Source organism: Leucobacter celer subsp. astrifaciens (assembly GCF_001273835.1).
GTDB lineage: Bacteria > Actinomycetota > Actinomycetes > Actinomycetales > Microbacteriaceae > Leucobacter > Leucobacter celer.
On the sequence record NZ_JHEI01000131.1, the window covers coordinates 34,925 to 53,373 of the forward strand.

At 70.6% G+C, this 18,449-nt stretch carries 14 protein-coding genes; 4 read left to right on the forward strand and 10 right to left on the reverse strand.

Going from position 1 to position 18,449, the window contains the following annotated elements:
* Positions 1-64 precede the first annotated feature (64 nt).
* The 6 genes from AMS65_RS00600 to AMS65_RS00625 are packed head-to-tail and all read right to left on the reverse strand — an operon-like array spanning position 65 to position 7,229.
* Positions 65-1,432, reverse strand: a complete 1,368-nt coding sequence (locus AMS65_RS00600; RefSeq protein WP_053382249.1) for an amidase family protein — start codon at positions 1,430-1,432, stop codon at positions 65-67.
* The gene (locus tag AMS65_RS00605; RefSeq protein WP_075200776.1) at positions 1,432-3,795 is read right to left on the reverse strand and encodes a sulfatase-like hydrolase/transferase; all 2,364 of its coding nucleotides are present in this window, start codon (positions 3,793-3,795) and stop codon (positions 1,432-1,434) included. Before AMS65_RS00605 ends, AMS65_RS00600 begins: the two co-directional genes overlap by 1 nt.
* Positions 3,796-3,797: 2 nt before the next feature.
* The gene (locus AMS65_RS00610) at positions 3,798-4,592 is read right to left on the reverse strand and encodes an ABC transporter ATP-binding protein (RefSeq protein WP_083451384.1); all 795 of its coding nucleotides are present in this window, start codon (positions 4,590-4,592) and stop codon (positions 3,798-3,800) included.
* The gene (locus AMS65_RS00615) at positions 4,589-5,425 is read right to left on the reverse strand and encodes an ABC transporter permease (RefSeq protein ID WP_083451385.1); all 837 of its coding nucleotides are present in this window, start codon (positions 5,423-5,425) and stop codon (positions 4,589-4,591) included. Before AMS65_RS00615 ends, AMS65_RS00610 begins: the two co-directional genes overlap by 4 nt.
* Positions 5,425-6,204: an ABC transporter permease gene (locus tag AMS65_RS00620; protein ID WP_053382296.1), complete on the reverse strand. Its 780-nt coding sequence runs from the start codon at positions 6,202-6,204 to the stop codon at positions 5,425-5,427. The genes AMS65_RS00615 and AMS65_RS00620 overlap by 1 nt, the downstream gene beginning before the upstream one ends.
* A gap of 2 nt (positions 6,205-6,206) precedes the next feature.
* Positions 6,207-7,229, reverse strand: a complete 1,023-nt coding sequence (locus tag AMS65_RS00625; RefSeq protein ID WP_053382250.1) for an ABC transporter substrate-binding protein — start codon at positions 7,227-7,229, stop codon at positions 6,207-6,209.
* Between the two features lie 227 nt (positions 7,230-7,456).
* On the opposite strand from AMS65_RS00625, the gene AMS65_RS00630 reads away from it, so the two are divergent.
* Positions 7,457-8,095: a TetR/AcrR family transcriptional regulator gene (locus tag AMS65_RS00630; RefSeq protein WP_053382251.1), complete on the forward strand. Its 639-nt coding sequence runs from the start codon at positions 7,457-7,459 to the stop codon at positions 8,093-8,095.
* A gap of 139 nt (positions 8,096-8,234) precedes the next feature.
* Here the strand turns inward: AMS65_RS00630 and AMS65_RS00635 are convergent, their stop codons facing one another.
* Together AMS65_RS00635 and AMS65_RS00640 are read right to left on the reverse strand one after the other, a co-directional pair.
* Positions 8,235-9,767, reverse strand: a complete 1,533-nt coding sequence (locus AMS65_RS00635) for an ABC transporter substrate-binding protein (RefSeq protein WP_053382252.1) — start codon at positions 9,765-9,767, stop codon at positions 8,235-8,237.
* Positions 9,768-9,822: 55 nt separating this feature from the next.
* Positions 9,823-12,162 carry an arylsulfatase gene (locus AMS65_RS00640; protein WP_053382253.1) on the reverse strand — a complete coding sequence of 780 codons (2,340 nt, stop codon included), beginning with the start codon at positions 12,160-12,162 and terminating at the stop codon, positions 9,823-9,825.
* Between the two features lie 127 nt (positions 12,163-12,289).
* On the opposite strand from AMS65_RS00640, the gene AMS65_RS00645 reads away from it, so the two are divergent.
* Together AMS65_RS00645 and AMS65_RS00650 are read left to right on the forward strand one after the other, a co-directional pair.
* Complete coding sequence (locus tag AMS65_RS00645) at positions 12,290-12,901, forward strand: TetR/AcrR family transcriptional regulator (RefSeq protein WP_053382254.1); 612 nt, start codon at positions 12,290-12,292, stop codon at positions 12,899-12,901.
* Positions 12,898-13,890, forward strand: coding sequence for a formylglycine-generating enzyme family protein (locus tag AMS65_RS00650; RefSeq protein WP_053382255.1), 993 nt, complete (start codon positions 12,898-12,900; stop codon positions 13,888-13,890). Before AMS65_RS00645 ends, AMS65_RS00650 begins: the two co-directional genes overlap by 4 nt.
* 241 nt (positions 13,891-14,131) lie before the next feature.
* On the opposite strand, the gene AMS65_RS00655 is transcribed toward AMS65_RS00650, so the two are convergent.
* Positions 14,132-15,733 carry a GMC family oxidoreductase gene (locus AMS65_RS00655; protein ID WP_053382256.1) on the reverse strand — a complete coding sequence of 534 codons (1,602 nt, stop codon included), beginning with the start codon at positions 15,731-15,733 and terminating at the stop codon, positions 14,132-14,134.
* 123 nt (positions 15,734-15,856) lie between these two features.
* The gene (locus AMS65_RS00660) at positions 15,857-17,677 is read right to left on the reverse strand and encodes a bifunctional metallophosphatase/5'-nucleotidase (protein WP_083451386.1); all 1,821 of its coding nucleotides are present in this window, start codon (positions 17,675-17,677) and stop codon (positions 15,857-15,859) included.
* Between the two features lie 149 nt (positions 17,678-17,826).
* Between AMS65_RS00660 and AMS65_RS00665 the strand changes: the two genes are divergently transcribed.
* Positions 17,827-18,423: a TetR/AcrR family transcriptional regulator gene (locus AMS65_RS00665; protein WP_053382258.1), complete on the forward strand. Its 597-nt coding sequence runs from the start codon at positions 17,827-17,829 to the stop codon at positions 18,421-18,423.
* Positions 18,424-18,449 lie beyond the last annotated feature (26 nt).

Sequence of the window (18,449 nt, forward strand, 5' to 3'; positions counted from 1 at the left end):
GATACTTCGGCTCGGCCAGGCTCCTCCCTCAGCACGACGCTCTGCTCAACCGGCGAGCGGCCGCTCACCCAGCGGCGAGGACCCGCTCGACGCGCGCCGCAGCGGCGAGCAGCTCGGTGTCGCGGCCCGGGGCGCCGTCGAGCAGCAGCCCCACCCCCGAGTGCCCGAGCAGCGGCCCGAGCGGCAGCGCCAGGCTCGGCGAGCCCACCACGGTCGCGAGGCGCGTGAACGTCGTCATCCTGTCGAAGAGCTCGTGCCGCTGCGCCAGGGCGAACCCGGCGGACTCCTCCGCGAGGGGCGGCAGGATCGGCAGCGCCGGCCGCAGCACGGCGTCGACCCAGTGCCGGCCGAGCAACGCCAGGCAGGCGGAGCGGGCCCGGGCGCAGTCGTTCAGCAGCGTGTGCAGCCGCGCGGTCCAGGCACCGCCGGCCGTGGCCTCGATGCTCGACGCGAGCAGGTGCCGCACGTGCGGATCGACCGCACGCTCGAGCACGGCCTCGAGCGCGGGCAGGCGGTCGTCCCCGGCGAGGAAGCTCCGCAGCGACGGCGCCAGCTCGTGCAGGCCGAGGTCGGGCTCGAAAGCGCCGACGGCGCGGTCGAGCGCGGAGAGGTCGACCGGCACGAGCCGCACGTCGGGGGCCGCGGCGAGCCGGGCGACAGCCGCCGACGCCCCGGCCGCGACGGCGGCGTCGCAGCGGTCGAGGTCCGCCGCGTCGAAGCCGATGCGCAGCGGCGCCCGATGCGCTCCACCGGCGCTCCGGGCGGTCGTCGCGCCGACGAGCTCCCCCGCGAGCACCGCGTCGAGGCGGCGCAGCGAGGCGAGGTCGGCGGCCATCGGTCCCGCGGTGTCGCGCGAGAACGCGATGTTCACGGCGCCATCCTCGGGATAGCGCCCGGTGCTCGGGCGGAATCCCCAGGTATCGGTGCAGACCGCCGGGATGCGCGTCGATCCGCCCGTGTCGCTGCCGATGCCGTAGCGGCAGACGCCCGCGGCGATGATCGCCGCGTTGCCGCCGCTCGAGCCTCCCGCGACCCGGCCCGGCTGCACCGGGTTCGCCACCGCTCCGGTGGCGCTGTGCGTCGATGTCACCCCGAGGGCGAGTTCGTGCAGATTCGCCTTGCCGATCACCACCATCCCCCGCGCGCGCAGGCGGGCCACTACGGTCGCGTCGAGGCGCGGCGCGTATCCGCCGAGCGCCGGGGTCGCGGCGGTGGTCGGCAGGCCGGCGATGTGGATGTTGTCCTTGACCGCGATGGCACGACCGGCGAGCGGATCGGTGGGCGGCCGCCCGATCCTTGCCGCCCGCGCGAGGTCGCGCTCGACCTCGGCGGCCCCGGAGACGGTCGCGAAGGCGCCGCCGCCGAGCGCTTCCGCGGCGTCTCGGGCCTGCAGCGTCTCCTCGACGGCGCCGGAGGGCAGCCCGGCCGGCATCAGTCGGCGAGCTCGGCGACCGCCTCGCCGATGCGGCGCAGCACGGTCGGGTCGTGCTGCGAGCGGGCGCCCGGCACGTAGCGCAGGCGCTCGATCTCGCCGCCCGCGAAGCGGAAGCCGTCGCCGTGCCGCTCGTGCAGCTCCCAGTCGACGGGACCGCCGTAGTCGTAGCCGACGCTGATGCCGGTGAAGGGCGCCATGCCGAGCAGCATCGGCACGACGCCGATCTCGGCCGAGAGCTCGCCGTCGACCTCGAGCCGCAGCCGCCAGCGCAGCCCCTCGAGCTCGTCGACGCGCAGCACGAGCTCCCGCGCACCGGGCCGCAGCGCGGCCCCCCGCGAGCGGTGCATCTCTCCGTAGGCGTTGTAGGCGAGGATCGGCGCACCGTCCTCGATCCCGAGCAGATACCCGCCGCCCTGGTCCCCGTGCGCGACGATCACCCCGGCCGCGTCGGCCTCGAGCACGAGGGCCGCCTCGACGGCGAACGACTTCAGCACCGTGAGCTGCGCCGAGCGGAAGCGCTCGAGCGGCGGGCGGAACGGCACGAGAGCGACCGGCGCGGCGAGCGCGGCCTCGGTGTCCGGTCGGTTCGTGTGCAGCGAGCCGTCGTCGTCGAGTGGGAACACCGCGTTGCGCCAGGCCTCGGAGCGCCAGCGCTCGGCGAGTTCGGCCACGCGCTCGGGCTGGGACGCCGCCAAGTCTCGCGTCTCCGTCGGGTCGTCGGCGAGGTGGTACAGTTCCCAGCGCCCGCCCGCGGCGCCGTCCTCGCGGCGCGGCGGCACCGGCGACACCGCCTTCCAGTCCCCGTCGACCATCGCACGACGGCCCACGCACTCGAAGTACTGCGCCTCGCGGCCCTCCGCCTCCGGGTCGCCGAGCACCCCCGCCACGCTTCGCCCGTCGGGATCCTGCGCCGGCCGGCCGCGCAGCTCCGCGAGCGGGGGCACGCCAGCGAGCTCGAGGATCGTGGGCGCCAGATCCGACACGAATACGAACTGGTCGCGCAGGCCGCGCGCGCGGACGGGCGCGGCGGGCCAGGACACGATGAGCGGGGCGTGCACGCCCCCCTCGTAGGTCGACGACTTGAAGGAGCGGAACGGGGTGTTCGAGACCCGGGCCCACCCGGTCGGGTACTGGGAGAAGAGTCTCGGCCCGCCGATCTCATCGGGATCGCGCGGCACATCGCGCACCCAGCCCTCGGGCAGGGGTGCGGAGTGCCCGAACTGCGCGAAGTAGCTGCGCGTGCCGCTGGGTCCGCCCTCGGCGGTGCCGCCGTTGTCGCTCGCGATCACGATCACGGTGTTCTCGCGTTCGCCGAGTCGTTCGAGGTGCGCGACGAGGCGTCCGACGCTCTGGTCCACCTCGTCGACGGCCGCCGCGTACACCTCCATGTGGCGCGCGAACAGCGCACGATCCTCGTCGCCCAGCTGTTCCCAGCGCGGGATCCGATCGCCGTCGGCGATCGCGTCGTCGGGCAGCTCGGCGTGCGGCGGCACGATCCCGATCTCGCGCTGACGCGCGAATCTCGCCTCGCGCAGCGCGTTCCACCCGGCCTCGTAGCGGCCGCGGTGGCGCTCGATGTCGCCCGCCTTCGCCTGGATCGGACCGTGCACGGAGGTGTGCGCGTAGTAGAGGAAGAAGGGCTTGGCGGCGTCGTTGACGCGCAGCCCGTCGATCATCGCGAGTGCCTCGTCCGTGAGCTCATCGGTGAGGAAGTATCCCTCGGGGAACCGCTGCACGTCGACCGCCGAGTTGTCGCGCACCAGCCGGTGCGGGTGGTGCAGCGAGGTGAAGCCGTCCATGCTGCCGAAGTAGCGGTCGAAGCCGCGCTGCAGCGGCCAGGAGGACTTGTCCGCGGCGTCGTGCAGGCGCGACTCGAGGGTCAGGTGCCACTTGCCCACCGCGAAGGTGGCGTAGCCGCCGGCGCGCAGCGACTCCGCGAGCGTGGGGGCGTCCTCCGGCAGCTCGCAGGTGAAGCCCGGGTAGCCGGGATCGGTGTGGGCGACGAAGCCGAAACCCGCGCGGTGCGGGTTGAGCCCCGTCATGAGGGCGGCCCGGGCCGGTGAGCACATGGGAGCGGTGCGGTAGTTCGTGAACACCCAGCCGTCGCCGGCCAGCGCGTCGATGTTCGGAGTGGGGATCTCGCTGCCGAAGGGGCCGAGGTCGCTGAAGCCGAGGTCGTCGACGAGCATCACGATGACGTTCGGGGATCCCGCCGGGGCGGCGGGGCGCTCCCGCCACCACGGCGACGACTCCGATGCGAACTCCGCCGCCCGTCCGCCGAACGACTCGTACCCGCGCCGCGGAGCGGAGTCGCGGTCGCGCCGCGGAGCCGGATCGGCGACGGCCGGCTGCTCCCCCACGGTCAGCCCGCCTTCCGGATGTGCTCGAAGACGCGGGTGCGCAGCTCGGCGAACTCCGGGCGGGCGCGGGTGGCGATCTGGTCGCGGGGCCCGCCGAAATCGATGTCGATGATCTCGGTGACGCGGGCGGGCCGCTCGCCGAGCACCACGACGCGGTCGGAGAGGTAGACGGCCTCGTCGATGTCGTGGGTGACGATGACGATGGTCATCCCGAATTCCTCGCGGATCTTGAGGCAGAGGTCCTCGAGCTCGAAGCGGGTCTGGGCGTCGACCGACGCGAAGGGCTCGTCCATGATGAGCACCTCGGGGCGGTACGCGATCGCGCGTGCGATCGCGACGCGCTGCTGCATGCCGCCCGAGAGCTGCCACGGGTACTTCGACTCCGCGCCGGCCAGGCCGACCGCGGCGAGCGCCGAGCCGATCCGCGTCTCCCGCTCCTCGCGGGAGATGCTCAGGCGCTTGAGCGGCAGACGCACGTTCTTCTCGACCGTGAGCCACGGCATGAGCGAGCGCGTGTACTCCTGGAAGACGAGCGCCATCTCCTCCGGGGGCCCGTCGATCGGCTTCCCGTCGATGCTCGCCACGCCGGAGCTGATCGACTGCAGCCCCGTGAGGCACTTCAGGAGCGTCGTCTTGCCGATGCCCGACGGGCCCACGATGCACGCGATCTCGGCGGAGCGCACGTCGAAGGTGAGATCGGCGATCACGGGCACGGGGCCCTTCTTGGTGTCGTAGGTCTTCGCGAGACCCTGCACGCTCAGACGCACCGGCGCGTCGGCGAACGAGGTGGCGTTCATAGGTTCTTCTCCTGCTGTCGGATGGCGATGTACCAGCGCAGCACGCGGCGCCGGAAGAGTGAGAGCAGGGCGGTGGCGGCGTAGCCGATGATGCCCAGCACGAGGATGCCGACCCACATGTCGGCGATCATGAAGGACTGCTGCGCGAGCAGCGTCCGTGCCCCGAGTCCCTGGGAGGAGCCGAGCATCTCGCTCGCGATCATCACGACGAAGGCCGTGATCAGGCTCACCTGCATGCCGGAGAGGATGCGAGGGCTCGCCTCGGGCAGGGCGACCGAGAAGATGCGGTCCCACCAGTGCAGCCGGTAGATCCGGCCGACGGCGCGACGATCCGGATCGGTGGCGTGGATGCCGTCGATCGTGGAGATCAGCACCGGGAACACCGCCGACAGCGTGATCGCGAGAATGCGCGTCTCGTTGCCGAAGCCGATCAGCGAGACGAAGATCGGCACGAGCGCGACCGGCGGGATGGCGCGGAAGAAGTGGATCGTGGGTTCGATCAGCCAGGACAGCCACCGCATCGTGCCGAGCACGATGCCGAGCAGCACGCCGATCACGCACGCGAGCACGAAGGAGAGCGCCAGGTTGCCGACGGAGGATCCCACGTCGCCCCAGAACATCGGGGTGCCGAGCAGGGCGACGAAGCGCTCGAGGATTCGCTGGAGCGGCGGGAAGAAGGTGTTCGTGGAGCTCGCCGAGGCGATCCACCAGAGCGCCAGCAGCAGGATCGGCACGACGATCTCGGCGCCGATCAGCACCCACTTGGGCAGGCTGCTGCGCTTCAGCCGACGCGCTTCCCGCGTGCGGATGAGGACGGTCGACGTGGACGCCATCACACCACCTGCTTCCGGTATTGGGGATGCCAGTGCAGCAGGCGGCGCTCGCCCCACTGGCTGAGCCCCTGCACGATGAGCCCGAGGATGCCCAGGATCAGGACGTAGGCGAACAGCTGCTCCCGGTTCCCCGAGATCTGCGTCAGCAGGAGGCTCTGACCGAGTCCCGGTCCGCCGCCCAGCAGCCCCGCCACCACGGCGACGATCAGCGCGGTCGGCGCCGCGACGCGAACCGCCGTTCCGATGTAGGGCAGAGAGCTCGGCAGCACGATGTGGCCCAGGATCGACGCGCGGCTCAGGCCGTACGACTGGCCGGTGGCCTTCGCCACGGGATCCGTGTCGAAGACACCGGCCGAGGCCTGCACCACGATCGAGACGAAGCACCCCATGAATACGAGGAACACGCCCATGCCGGCGGTGGGGCCCAGCACCAGCACGACCACGGGGAGGATGACGATCGGCGGGATCGGCTTCAGGAATTCGAGCGGCACGCGCGTGGCGTGCATCGCGAGCGGCGACACGCCGATCCCCACGCCCAGCAGCACGCCGGCCGCCGTCGCGATGATGAGGCCCAGCAGCGCCATGTACACCGTGTCCCAGGTGGCCACCCACATCTCGGGAGTGGTCAACAGGTGGAACAGGGCGCTGAAGGCCTCACCGGCCGTCGGCAGCGGCGACCCGGCCAGCGGGCCGACCGTCGCGGCGAACTGCCACGCCCCGACGGCCAGCACCACGCCGAGAGCACCGATGCCGTACTGCAGGATCTTGGATTCTCGCATGATCATCCCATGTGGATCAGGCCGTCGAGGTCGACGGGCTCGGCGAGGAATCCGAGGCTCACCATCTTCTCGTTCGGGCGCTCGATGTCTTCGAGCCTCACTTCGAGCGGCCACACCGGCAGCTTCACGTCGTCGATGGTGAGGCTCGACTCGGTGTAGTCGAGGCCCGCCTGGATCGCGACGTCCGGGTTCTCGGTCGCGTACTGGTTGGACTTGACGATGGCGCGCTGGAAGGCCGCGATGGCATCCGCCTTGTTCTCGATCGTCGAGACCCCGGCGGTCCAGATGCCCGTGGCGCCGGTCTCGAAGAAGCCCACGGAGGGCGCGGAGATCTGAGCCGCGCCGGCGGCTTCGGCCTCGGTCGTGAACGGGCTCACCAGGCCGGCTGCGTCGACGTTGCCGCTCTTGAGCGCTTCGACGGCCGATGTGAAGTCGAGCACCACCCAGTTGACACCGGCCCTCGGATCGACGCCGGCCTCGGCGAGCTCGCCCGCGATCACGACCTCGAGCTGCGCGTTGCGGGCCGGAACCGCGATCGTCTTGCCCGCGAGATCCCCGACCGAGGTGATGCCGCTGTCGACCGCGGCGAAGAGGCCGGTGTCGTCGAACGCTGCGGGGTCGTCCGACTCCAGGGCATCTTCGGGATACCCGTCTGCGGCGCCCACGATCCGCAGCGGCACACCCTGGCTGAGGGCGTTGAGCAGCGGGATGCTCGGCGAGTAGGCGATGTCGACCTGGCCGCTCTGGGCGGCCGCGAGACCGGCCGGAGGATTGGCGACGATCGAGGTCTCGATCTCGAGCCCCTCCTCCGCGAAGAACCCCTGCTCGATACCGGTGAGCAGGCTTCCGTCCGAGGTGAGCCCGATCGTGGCGACGCTCAGGGTGGTGAGCTCGCCGCTCTCTCCCGGCGCCGCGCCGGCATCGCCTTCGCCCGGGCCGGAGGAGCCGGAAGCGCAGCCGGCCAGTACGAGCGCTGCCGAGGCCGCGAGCGCGAGAGCTGCGGCGAGGCGGTTGGTTTTCTGCATGAACGACTCCTTCGTCGGTGGGAGACAATCCCGGTGGGGGTCCGCCGATCCGTTTTAATCACCAATCGGTGACTAAAGGATAATCTCCCCGCGCAGCCGTTCGGTAACGGGCGGATAACGATTAATCACCAATTGGTGACAATAAACTTCGAGTGTCTTCGAAGGCCGGTCCTCTCCACCGGGGAACCCTATGATCGAGGTGGAGACCCGCGGAAGGAGCCCGCACCATGCCGAAGATCGTGGATCACGACGAACGCCGAGCGCACATCGTCGAGGCCGTCACCCAGATCATCATCCGCGACGGCTTCGACCGTGTCACCATGCGCGCCATCGCCACCGAGGCCGGCTACGCGCACGGCGCGATCGCACGCTACTTCCCCGATAAGAAGAGCCTGCTCACCGCCGCCTTCCTGCAGGTCTTCCAGGGCTCGCACGAACGCACCCTGGAGCGGGTCGAGGGGGTGCGCGGGCTCGCGGCGCTGCGGCAGATGCTCCTGGAACTGCTGCCGTTCGAGCAGGACGGGCCCCAGCGGTCGCGGGTCGTGCTCTCGTTCTGGGATCGGGCCGCTCAGGACCAGGAGCTGTGGGAGATCCACCACGAGAACATCGTGCGCCGCCGCGAACTGATCCGACACTTCCTCACCGAGGCGCGCGAGGACGGCGAGCTCGTGCCGGGCCTCGAGATCGACGATGCCGTCAACCGCGTATCGGCGCACAACGCCGGCTGGCAGATGATGGCCGTGCTCGTGCCCGAGGCCGCCGACCACACCAGCCTCCTCGCGAGCATCGACTCCATCCTCGCGGCGCTGCGCGCCGATCGCGGAGCCGGGCAGGGCCGCGCGGCGTCCGCCGCGTCCGCCGCCTGAACCCTCACCACGAGCCGCCGGGTCCCGTGAATCGCCACGGATCACGGCGGCTCGCCGGGGTCCGCCGGCTCTCGCCGGCAGCGACGGCGGCCTCCCCGAACCCCGAGAGAACGGTTCGGAGGAGGCCGCCGCCCGTCGGTCACGACGCCGGCTGGATCTGCCGCAGCGTCGGGAACATCATGCCCGTCACGGGCGTGAGCTCGATCCCCGCATCTGTGAGGAACACGTTCTCCGACTGATACCAGACCACGAACCACGCGGCCTCGGTGATCAGCCCGTTCAGACGGACGATCTCGCCGTCCTGCTCCGCCCCGCGCGGTGCGGCGAGCGCCGTGTCGACCTGCTCCTGCAGCTCAGGGAACTCCGAGATGTCGGGAGCCGGGTTGTACCACTGCGGCACCGTGAGCTGGCGGGCGATCGTGGCCACGGGTTCGGCGTCCACCGCGAGCGACACCAGGAACATGGGGTAGTTGCCCGCGTTGGACTGGTAGTCGGGCATCTGGTACTCGTCCCAGGTCAGGCGGATGCCCAGTTCGGCGAACGTCTGCTCGACGATCGGCTGCCACGCCTGGAACGCGGGGGCCATCGGCATGGTCACGTCGAAGCCGTCTGCGTAGCCCGCCTCGTCGAGCAGCTGCTTGGCCCGCTCGATGTCGTAGGCGTAGCGGTCGTCGAGGGCGGGATCGTGCCCCGGGTACCCCGAGGCGAACACCTGGTTGGTGTAGACGCCCATACCGCGTCCGATGGTCTCCAGCACCTGCGCGCCGTCGAAGGCGTAGTTCAACGCCTGGCGCACGCGCTCATCGCCGAGCGCGGGTACTCGGGCTCCGGTGTGATCGTTGATGCGGATCCCGGTCCACGAGGCGACCTTCTGCGCGACGTTCCAGCCCTGCGCCTCGGCGGTGTCGAGCATCGAGGCGTCGGCGAAGATGACGTTGAGCTGCCCAGCCTCCATCGCGTTGAGCCGCGCGCTCGGCTCCTGCAGCGGCATGATCGTCACGGTCTCGAAGGGAAACTGCTCGGCGGCCCAGTGCCCTTCGACCCGGTCGAAGTGGTATTCGGCCCCGGGCACTGTCGAGTCGTTCAGCGTGTACGGCCCCGATCCGACCGGCGCATCGGCCGCGGTCCCCGCCTCGATGACCTCGGGCGCGACCATGTAGCTGCGGCCGAGTCCCATGAAGTACAGCAACCGGTCATCCCGCTCGCGCAGGTGGATCGCCACGGTGTCGCCGTCGACCGCCTCGAAGCGGTCGACGTTCAGATAGGCCTCCTGCGACACCGTGCCCGCCCGGAGGAACTCGAGGTTCGCGACCGCGGCGTCGGCGTCGAACTTCTCGCCGTTCGAGAACTCGGCGTCATCACGCAGATCGAGGGTGATGGTGAGCGAGTCGTCGGAGATCTCCCAGTCGGTTGCGAGCGCCGGCACCGGTGCACCCTCTCCGTCGAGAGCGATGAGCGGATCGTAGACGGCCGAGAGGTACGGGCCGTTGAAGCCGATGTCGGCGGCACTCGGATCCCACGTCACCAGGTCGAGGAAGTTGCCGATCTTCAGCTCGGACGGGGCCTCGGATGCGCCGTTTCCGGCGCCGGGCGATCCGCCTCCCCCGGCGCAGGCGGTGAGCGCGAGGCCGGAGACGGCGACCCCGGCGACGACGGCGAGGATGCGTTTCATGATGGTCCTTTCGATGGGATGGGTCGGGTGTGCTGCAGGACTGGATGGAGTGGACTCACTCGGCGGCGACGGCGACGGCGTCGCCGATGGCGTGGATCACGGTGGGGTCAACGGGCGAGCGCGCGCCGGGAACGTAGCGCAGCCGCATGATCTCACCTCCGGTGAAGCGGAAACTGCGGTGAGCCTCGTAGACCTCCCAGTCGACGGGCCCGCCGTAGTCGTAGCCCACGCTGATGCCGGTGAACGGGGCCATGCCGAGGAGCATTGGCACCGGATCGAGCTCGGCGCCCGTGCCCTCGTCGTCTCCTGCGCTGCCGTCGACCGTCAGGCGGATGCGCCAGCGCAGGCCGTCGACCTCATCGAAGCGCAGCCTCAGGCGATGGGAGCCGCACCCCGGGTGCGGAGCCCGCGCGCGATGCATCAGCCCGTAGGCGTTGTAGGAGACGAGCAGGCCTTCCCGGTCGAGCGCCAGCAGGTATCCGCCGCCCTGATCCCCGTGGGCGACGATCGCCCCCGAGGCGCCCTCGCCCAGCCGCACCTCGGCCTCGATCGAGAAGGAGCGCAGCACGGTGAGACGCGAGGCTCGGAAGCGCTCGAGCGGCGGCCGGAACGGCACCAGCTCGACGGGCTCCGACAGCGGCTGCTCGCTCGCGGGACGGGTGGCGAAGAGCGAGCCGTCGTCGGCGATCGGGAAGACGGTGTTGCGCCAAGCCTCGACGCGCCAGGTCTCCGCGAGCCGACGCACGCGCTCCGGCTCCGCTCGCGCCAGGTCTCGCGTCTCGGTGGGGTCGGCGGACAGCCGGTACAGTTCCCAGGGCTCGTCGCGCGGGTCCGACCGCACCGGGCCGCCCGCGGGAACGAGCGCCTTCCATTCCCCCTCGATGAGCGCCCGGGCGCCCGCGCACTCGAAGTACTGGCGATCCCGCGCCGCGGCACCCGGATCGCGCAGGCTCGGCCCGAGGCTCGCGCCGTCGACCTCGAGCGTCGGGCGCCCCGCGCGCTCCGCGAGCGGAGCGACCCCCGCGAGATCCAGCACGGTCGGGGCGATGTCGGAGACGAAGGCGAAGTTCCGCTGCACGCCCGGCGCCGCGTACTCCCGGGGCGCCGCCGGCCAGGAGACGATGAGCGGCGCGTGCACGCCGCCCTCGTAGACCGAGCCCTTGAACGAGCGGAAGGGTGTGTTCGAGACGCGAGCCCACCCCGCGGGATAGTGACCGTGCACGCGGGGGCCGCCGATCAGCTCGAGCGGGCGGGGCACATCGCGCACCCAGTCCTCGGGCAGCGGCGCGCCGCCGACGAACTGCGAGAAGTAGCTGCGGGTGCCGGTGAGCCCGCCCTCGGCCGTACCGCCGTTATCGCTCGCGATCACGATGATCGTGTTGTCGAGTTCCCCCAGCCGGTCCAGCCGATCGACGAGGCGGCCGAGGCTCTGGTCCACCTCGTCGACCGCCGCCGCGTAGACCTCCATATGCCTGGCGAAGAGCCGCTGCTCCTCGAGATCCAGATCATCCCACGCGGGAATCCGCTCGGCGCCGACCCGATCGTCCTCGGAGAGCGCCGTCTGCGGCGCGACGATCCCCAGCCGCTGCTGCCGGGCGAAGCGCTCCGCGCGCAGCACGTCCCATCCGGCCGCGTACCGATCCCGGTATTTCGCGACGTCCGCGGGCTTCGCCTGCACCGGCCCGTGCACGGCCGTATGGGCGTAGTACAGGAAGAACGGTCGGCCGCGATCGTTCGCGCGCAGCTCGTCGATCATGGCGAGAGCCTGCTCGGTGAGGTCATCGGTGAGGAAGTAGTCGTCTGCGAACTCGAGCACCGGCAGCACCGAGTTGTCGCGCACCAGCCGGTGCGGATGGTACTGGGTGGTGAATCCGTCCATGCTGCCGTAGTAGCGGTCGAAGCCCCGCTGCAGCGGCCAGGACGACTTGTCGGCCCCGTCATGCATCCGGGACTCCGGGGTGAGGTGCCACTTGCCCACCATGAAGGTCGCGTAGCCCGCCGCGCGCAGCGACTCCGCCAGCGTGGCCGACTCCTCGGGCAGCTGGCAGGTGTAGCCGGGGTATCCCGGATTGACGTGCGCCACCATGCCGAACCCGGCGCGGTGCGGGTTCAGCCCGGTGAGCAGGGAAGCCCTGGCCGGGGAGCACAGCGGCGCCGTGTGGTAGCCGGTGAACACCCACCCTCGCTCGGCCGTCGCGTCGATGTGCGGGGTGTCGATCTCGCCGCCGAAGGGGCCGAGGTCGCTGAAGCCGAGGTCATCGACCAGCATCACGACGACGTTCGGGGCGCCGGGCGCGGCTCGGCGGGGCTCGGGATACCAGGGCTCGGAGGTCGAGGAGCGCTCGGTCACCACGCCCCGGAAACCCTCGTATCCACGCGCCTGCGTCCGATCCATGCTCCGCACCCTCCTTTGGGAGACCAATTGGTCTCTGAAAAGATAGCACGCTTTCGAGACCAAGTGGTCATGAAAAGTGAAACTCGGTACGCTGGACGCAGATCCCCTCCCCGAATCGAGAATCCAGATGCCGAAGATCGTCGACCACGACGCCCGTCGCGATGAGATCGCCGAGGCCGCCTGGCACGTCATCGCCCGGGAGGGCTTCGACCGCCTGACCATGCGCCGCATCGCCGCGGAGGCCGGTACCGCGCACAGCGCGTTCGCACGCTACTTCCCGGACAAGGAGTCCCTGCTCACGGCAGCCTTCCTGCGTACCAGAGCGCTCGCCGACGCCGCCATCGCCGAGCGCACGCGAGGACGACGCGGGCTCGATGCGCTGCACGAGTTCTGCCTCGCGGTGCTCCCCTTCGGCGAGGACGGCGAGCTGCACGCGCGCGTCGCCCTCGCATTCTGGAACCACGCGGCGCAGAACCGCGCCTTCTGGAAGACGCAGCGCGCGCACGCGCGCCAGTGGCGGGCGAACATCATGCAGATGCTCGAGGAGGCCCGCGAGCTGGGCGAGATCTCCCCGCACGTCGACCTGGTGACCGCCTCCGACGAGATCGCGGCGTCGAACATGGGCTGGCAGACGATCAGGCTCCTCATGCCCGAGTTCGCCTCCGACGAGCGCATGCGGGCCTCCGTGGCCACCCTGCTCGGGAGCATCGGCTCTCCAGTGGAAGCGGTGGGCCGATGAACCCCGCCGGCGAGAGTCCGCACTGCTGCGGCCCGTCACGCGCCTCGGACGATACGGCCGCTGCGACCACCGGCGCCGCCCCCGCTTCGCGCCGCGCCGCGAACAGCACCGCGGGCGGTGCGGGGCTCCACGCCATCGAGCAGTGCGCCGTGCCCGCCGGCTCGTTCCTGATGGGCGACTCCTCGGGCGACGGCCTCGCCGCCGACGGCGAGCTGCCGCTGCACCGGGTGACGCTCGAGACCTTCGAGATCGATGCGACACCCGTGACGAACGCCCAATTCGCCCGCTTCGCCGACGCCACCGGATACGAGACCGAGGCGGAACTGTTCGGGATCTCGGCGGTGTTCCACCTGCTCGTGGAGGCGCCGACCGCCGACATCGCCGGACCGACCTCTGGAACACCGTGGTGGATCGGGGTGCGCGGCGCCGATTGGCGGCACCCCGGAGGGCGGGCGTCGTCGCTCGAGGGGCGTTCCGAACACCCGGTCGTGCACGTGAGCTGGCACGACGCCATGGCCTACTGCGACTGGGCCGACCGCCGGCTGCCGACCGAAGCCGAGTGGGAGTACGCCGCGCGCGGCGGGCTGACGGCCGTGACCTTCCCGTGGGGAGACGACCCCATCGACGGCAGCGACGGCGTCTGGCGCGCCAATGTGTGGCAGGGATCCTTCCCCGCTCACAACACCGCCGCGGACGGGTGGATCGGCACGGCGCCCGTGCACTCCTTCGAGCCCAACGGCTACGGGCTCTGGCAGCCGGTCGGCAACGTGTGGGAGTGGTGCGCCGATCGATTCGATCCGGGCTACTACGCCGAGTCGCCGGAGTTCGATCCGCCCGGCCCCGAGCGGGGCGGCCGACGGCTGCTGCGGGGCGGCAGCTATCTCTGCCACCCCTCGTACTGCAACCGCTACCGCAACTCCGCCCGGTCGAGCAACACCCCCGACTCATCGATGGGCAACGCGGGCTTCCGCACGGTCGGCCTGCGCTGATCCAACCCCGTCCGCCGTCCGCCGGTTGAGCGAGCGCAGCGAGTCGCCGGTTGAGCGGAGCGCAGCGGAGTCGCCGGTTGAGCGGAGCGCAGCGGAGTCGAAACCCGAGATCCCGAGCCCCCGGGTTTCGATACTTCGACTCGTCGCTGCGTTCCTCGCTCAGCACGACGCTCGCTCCGCTCGCTCAATCAGCGAGTGAGCTTCTGCGCTCCGCTCGCTCGATCAGCGGCGCAGGCTGCTCCTACCGCTCACCGGCCAGCACGAAGCGCGCGCCCAGCTCGCCGATCAGCACGGCGGGGGCGTTGGTGTTGCCCGTCGTGACGCGCGGCATGATCGACGCGTCGATCACCCGCAGCCCGTCGACCCCGTGCACCGCGAGCCGCGGCGAGACCACGGCCAGCTCGTCCACGCCCATCTTGCAGGTGCCGACCTGGTGGTGGTACGTCGCCAGGGTGTTCCGCACGTACTCCACGAGCTCCTCGCCGTCGCCCACCTCCGGGCCGGGATAGATCTCGGTGGCACCCCAGCCGCCGTCCTCGGGTGCGGCCGCGAGCGCCGACTGCCGGCCGATACTGCGGCACTGCCGCACCGACGCGACGAGCGATGCGACGTCATCCTCGTGCTCGAGCGCGTGCGGATCCAGCAGCAGCGGATCCTCGGGATTCGGGCCCGACAGCCGGATATCACCCCGCGACTCGGGAGTCACCAGGCCCGCCAGCAGCGAGAAGCCGTTGCTGCCCTTCGGCTCCAGGAAGTCTCCGTACATCGGTACCGAGAAGTGGATCGGCTGCGTATCCGGCCGGTCGAGATCCTCCCGGCTCTTCCAGAACAGGTGCGACTGCGTCACCGACACGCCCTCGCGCGGCGGATCGATCGGCGTCGCGGTGTCGAAGATCACCGGCGAGAGGTAGTGGTCGTGCAGGTTCTTGCCGACGCCGGGCAGGTCGACGCGGGGCGCGATGCCCACCTCGCGCAGCTCGTCGGACGGCCCGATCCCGCTCCGCAGCAGCACCCGCGGCGAATCGATCGCACCCGCGGCGAGGATCACCTCGTCGGCGAACAGCTCGCGCAGCTGGCCGCCCTGAGCGAAGCGCACGCCGACCACCCGCGGACGGCCGCCGCCGGCCCCGTCGGCATCGTCGGCGAAGATCAACTCGTGCACGTGGCAGCCCACCTCGAGCGTGATGCGATCCCGCACCGGCTTCATGTACGCCATGTAGGTGTTGAAGCGCTTGCCGTCGCGGATGGTCACCTGCTGCTGCGAGACGCCCTCGATCGATGCTCCGTTGTAGTCGGGGTTGCGCGGCAGCCCCTCCTCGACCGCTGCGTCGATGATGGACTGCTGGATCGGCGACAGCTCGTACTCGTCGGTGACGTCGAGCAGCCCGGTCGTGCCGTCCGACCCCGTACCGTGCAGCGCGGGGTCGCCCGCACCCCGGTAGTTCTCGATCGCCTGGTAGACGGGCAGCACGTTCTCCCACTCCCAGCCGGGGTTGCCGAGCGACGCCCAGTGATCGAAGTCCTCCGGCACGCAGCGCACCCAGATCATCGCGTTCAGCGAGTGGGATCCGCCCAGCACCTTGCCGCGCGGCCAGTGCAGGCGATGTCCGCCGGCGCCCTCCTGCGGCACCGTGAAGTAGTCCCAGTCGTCGGGGCTGTGCCACAGCTCCCCCATGCGGCTCAGATCGTGGATCGCGGGGTTGGTGTCCTCGCCGCCGGCCTCCAGCAGCGTCACCTCGACACCGGCGTCGGAGAGCCGACGCGCGACCACCGATCCCGCAGATCCCGCTCCCACCACGATCGCGCTCTTCGGCGCCGCGGCCGTTCCTGACTGGTTCGACATCAGAACTCCTCTCGCGCGCGGCTCCGTCACCGCACAGTTCCATTCAGAATCCCATCACTGCACCTCGGCGGTCGAGAGCGGACGTGTCTTGTGCCCGCTGAGTCAAAGCGCCTGCGGTACGGGTCAACCGCGCCGGAGGGCTCGGCGCCCCAGGGCGAGCGCCAGACCACCGACGATGCAGATCAGCGACACTGCGAGCGCCAAGCTCGGGGTCTCGCCTCCGGTGCGCGCGATCTCTGCTTCGCCGCTGAACGCCCCGGTTCCGCGATCCCCCGCGCTCTGGCCGGATCCGGCCGCGTCGCCGCCGCCCTGCGAGTCGCCGCCGGCTCCGGAATCGCCGCTCGCGGCGGAGTGGCCGTCTGCGCCGCTCTCGGCGTCGCGCCCATCGCCGTCGGGTCCGCCCGAGCCGGGCTCTCCGGGGATCGGGGTCTCCGCAAGCAGGATGCGGCCCTCGAGCACGGGCGACACGGGGCTGTGTCGCACCAGATAGGTCTCCAGCATCGGCGTCGCGGATCCGTGATCCGCGACCGTCTCCGCATCGATCGCACCAGGGAACTCGGCCCCTCCCGCCGGCAGCGCCACCGTGTAAACGGTCTCGGGTCCAATCGGTTCGCCGCCGACCGTGACGCTGTGCACCTTCGGAGCGCCGTCCGCGTCGATCTGGTAGGCGGCGCCGCTGACGTGGATGAACTCTCCGGACTCCGCGGGGAAGTCTCGGATGCACCGGTCGATGTAGAGGAGGATCTGCTGCCCGGTCATGCGCTTCGTGACGATGCCGGTGTCCACCCGCGCGATCTCGAAGAGCTGCCGTCGGGTGATCGGGCCGGGAGGAATGTTCCCGCCGACGTAGCCGGCCGAGAGGAATGCGATATCGGCGTCGGTCGCCTCCCGCACCGCATCGGCGAACATGTTGGCGACGGCAGCCTCTCCGGTACGCACGAGAGAGCGCGATCCGTCGAGGTGGACGAGGGTGGAGCCGATCTCTTCGGCAAACTGCGCGTCGACGTCCGAGCGCAACTGCTCGAGGGCCGCCTGAGTCTCCGGTCGCGGCGGGAGCTCAGAGAGCGCCGCGAGATCGCGGAGCTCGGCGGATACGGACCGCACCTCGCCATCCACCAGCTCAAGGTCGACGCGGCCGATGTACTCGGAGAATCCGCCGGCCTGCGCAATCAGCGTTCCATCGACCACGAGGCCCTCGGGAAAGGCGGTGTGGCTGTGCCCGTCGATGATCACGTCGAAGTCGGTGATCGCCTCGGCGAGTCTCGGGCTCGACATCTCGCTGTCGAGCTCGCCGAGGTGCACCAGACCGACCAGCAGATCCACGCCCTGCGCGCGCAGATCGGCGACGCCCTCGCGCGCGACCTCAATGGCGTCCACGTATTCGAGGTCGTTCGCCCCCATCAGACCGGAGGCCGGCGTGGTGACGCCCACGAGGCCGACCGTCATCCCGTTCGGGAGCGTCAGCACGGTGGTGGTCGGCGCGATCGGCGCCTGAGTGTCCCGGTACACCATGTTGCCGCCGAGCACGGGATAGCCCAGCTCGGCCATGCGCTGCTCGAGCACCGACGACCCGTAGGTGAACTCCGCGTTGCCGAGCGTCATGGCGTCCAGCCCGAGCGTGTTGAGCACCGGGATCAGGCTCGCTGCCTCGTCGATGGCAGAATAGGGGCTCCCCGCGAAGACATCGCCGGCGTCGAGGAACATCGTGTTCGGATTCTCGGATCGCACGGCCTCCGCATAGGCGGCGGCGCGCCCATAGCCGATGCCGGGTTCGCCTTCGAAGACGTTGGAGTGCACGTCGTTGATGTGCACGATGCTCACGGTGCCGGTGTACGGTTCCGCCGCTGCGGCCGGGGTGGCACCGATGGCCCAGGCGGAGGTCGCCGCGAGCGCGGCGAGCACGGTGATGGACAGTGACCTGCGTACTCTTCGTCGGTGAAGCATCCTCCGATGCTAGGCAGGTCGGCGCAGAGCGAGTTGATCCTGAGCGCATAGCCCTTGTAAAGGTGCGATCGATGCGCGCTCGGCATGCGAAGCAATTTTCCGTCTACACTGGAGGAGAAAAACTCCGCCGCACGCCGAAGGAAGCCGCCATGCCGAAGATCATCGATCACGATCAACGACGAAGCGACATCGTCGACGTCACCTGGGAGCTGATCGTGGAGGGCGGGATCGAGGCCGCGACGATGCGGGAGATCGCGTCTCGCGCCGGCTTCGCCAACGGGGCGCTGAAGCACTACTTCACGGGCAAGGACCAGATCATCAAGGGCGCCTACGAGCGCTCGCTGCACGGCCTCGGCGACCGGCTCGCCGCCCACGTCGCGGGCAAGCGCGGCATCGAGGCCCTCGAGATGTCGATGCGCTTCACCCTGCCGATCGAGGAGGGGGACGCCACGGCCGCCCGGGTGCTGCTCTCGTTCTGGGAGCGCTGCGCGTTCAGTCCCGAGCTCGACCACGGGTACAGCGAGCACCTCGACTCCTGGAAGGCCATGCACCGGCAGTATCTGCGCGAGGGGCGCGAGGACGGCGACATCGTCATCCCGACCCCCGACGAGCAGCTCGTCGACGAGATCGTCATGATGAACATCGGCGCCACCGTGGTGCGCGTCGTCAGCCCGGAGCACGTGAGCATCGACGTGCTCGAGGCCCAGGTCACCGACTTCATCGCGCGCCTGCGCCGCGCCGACTGACGCACGGCGCTCAGCTCCCGGCGCTC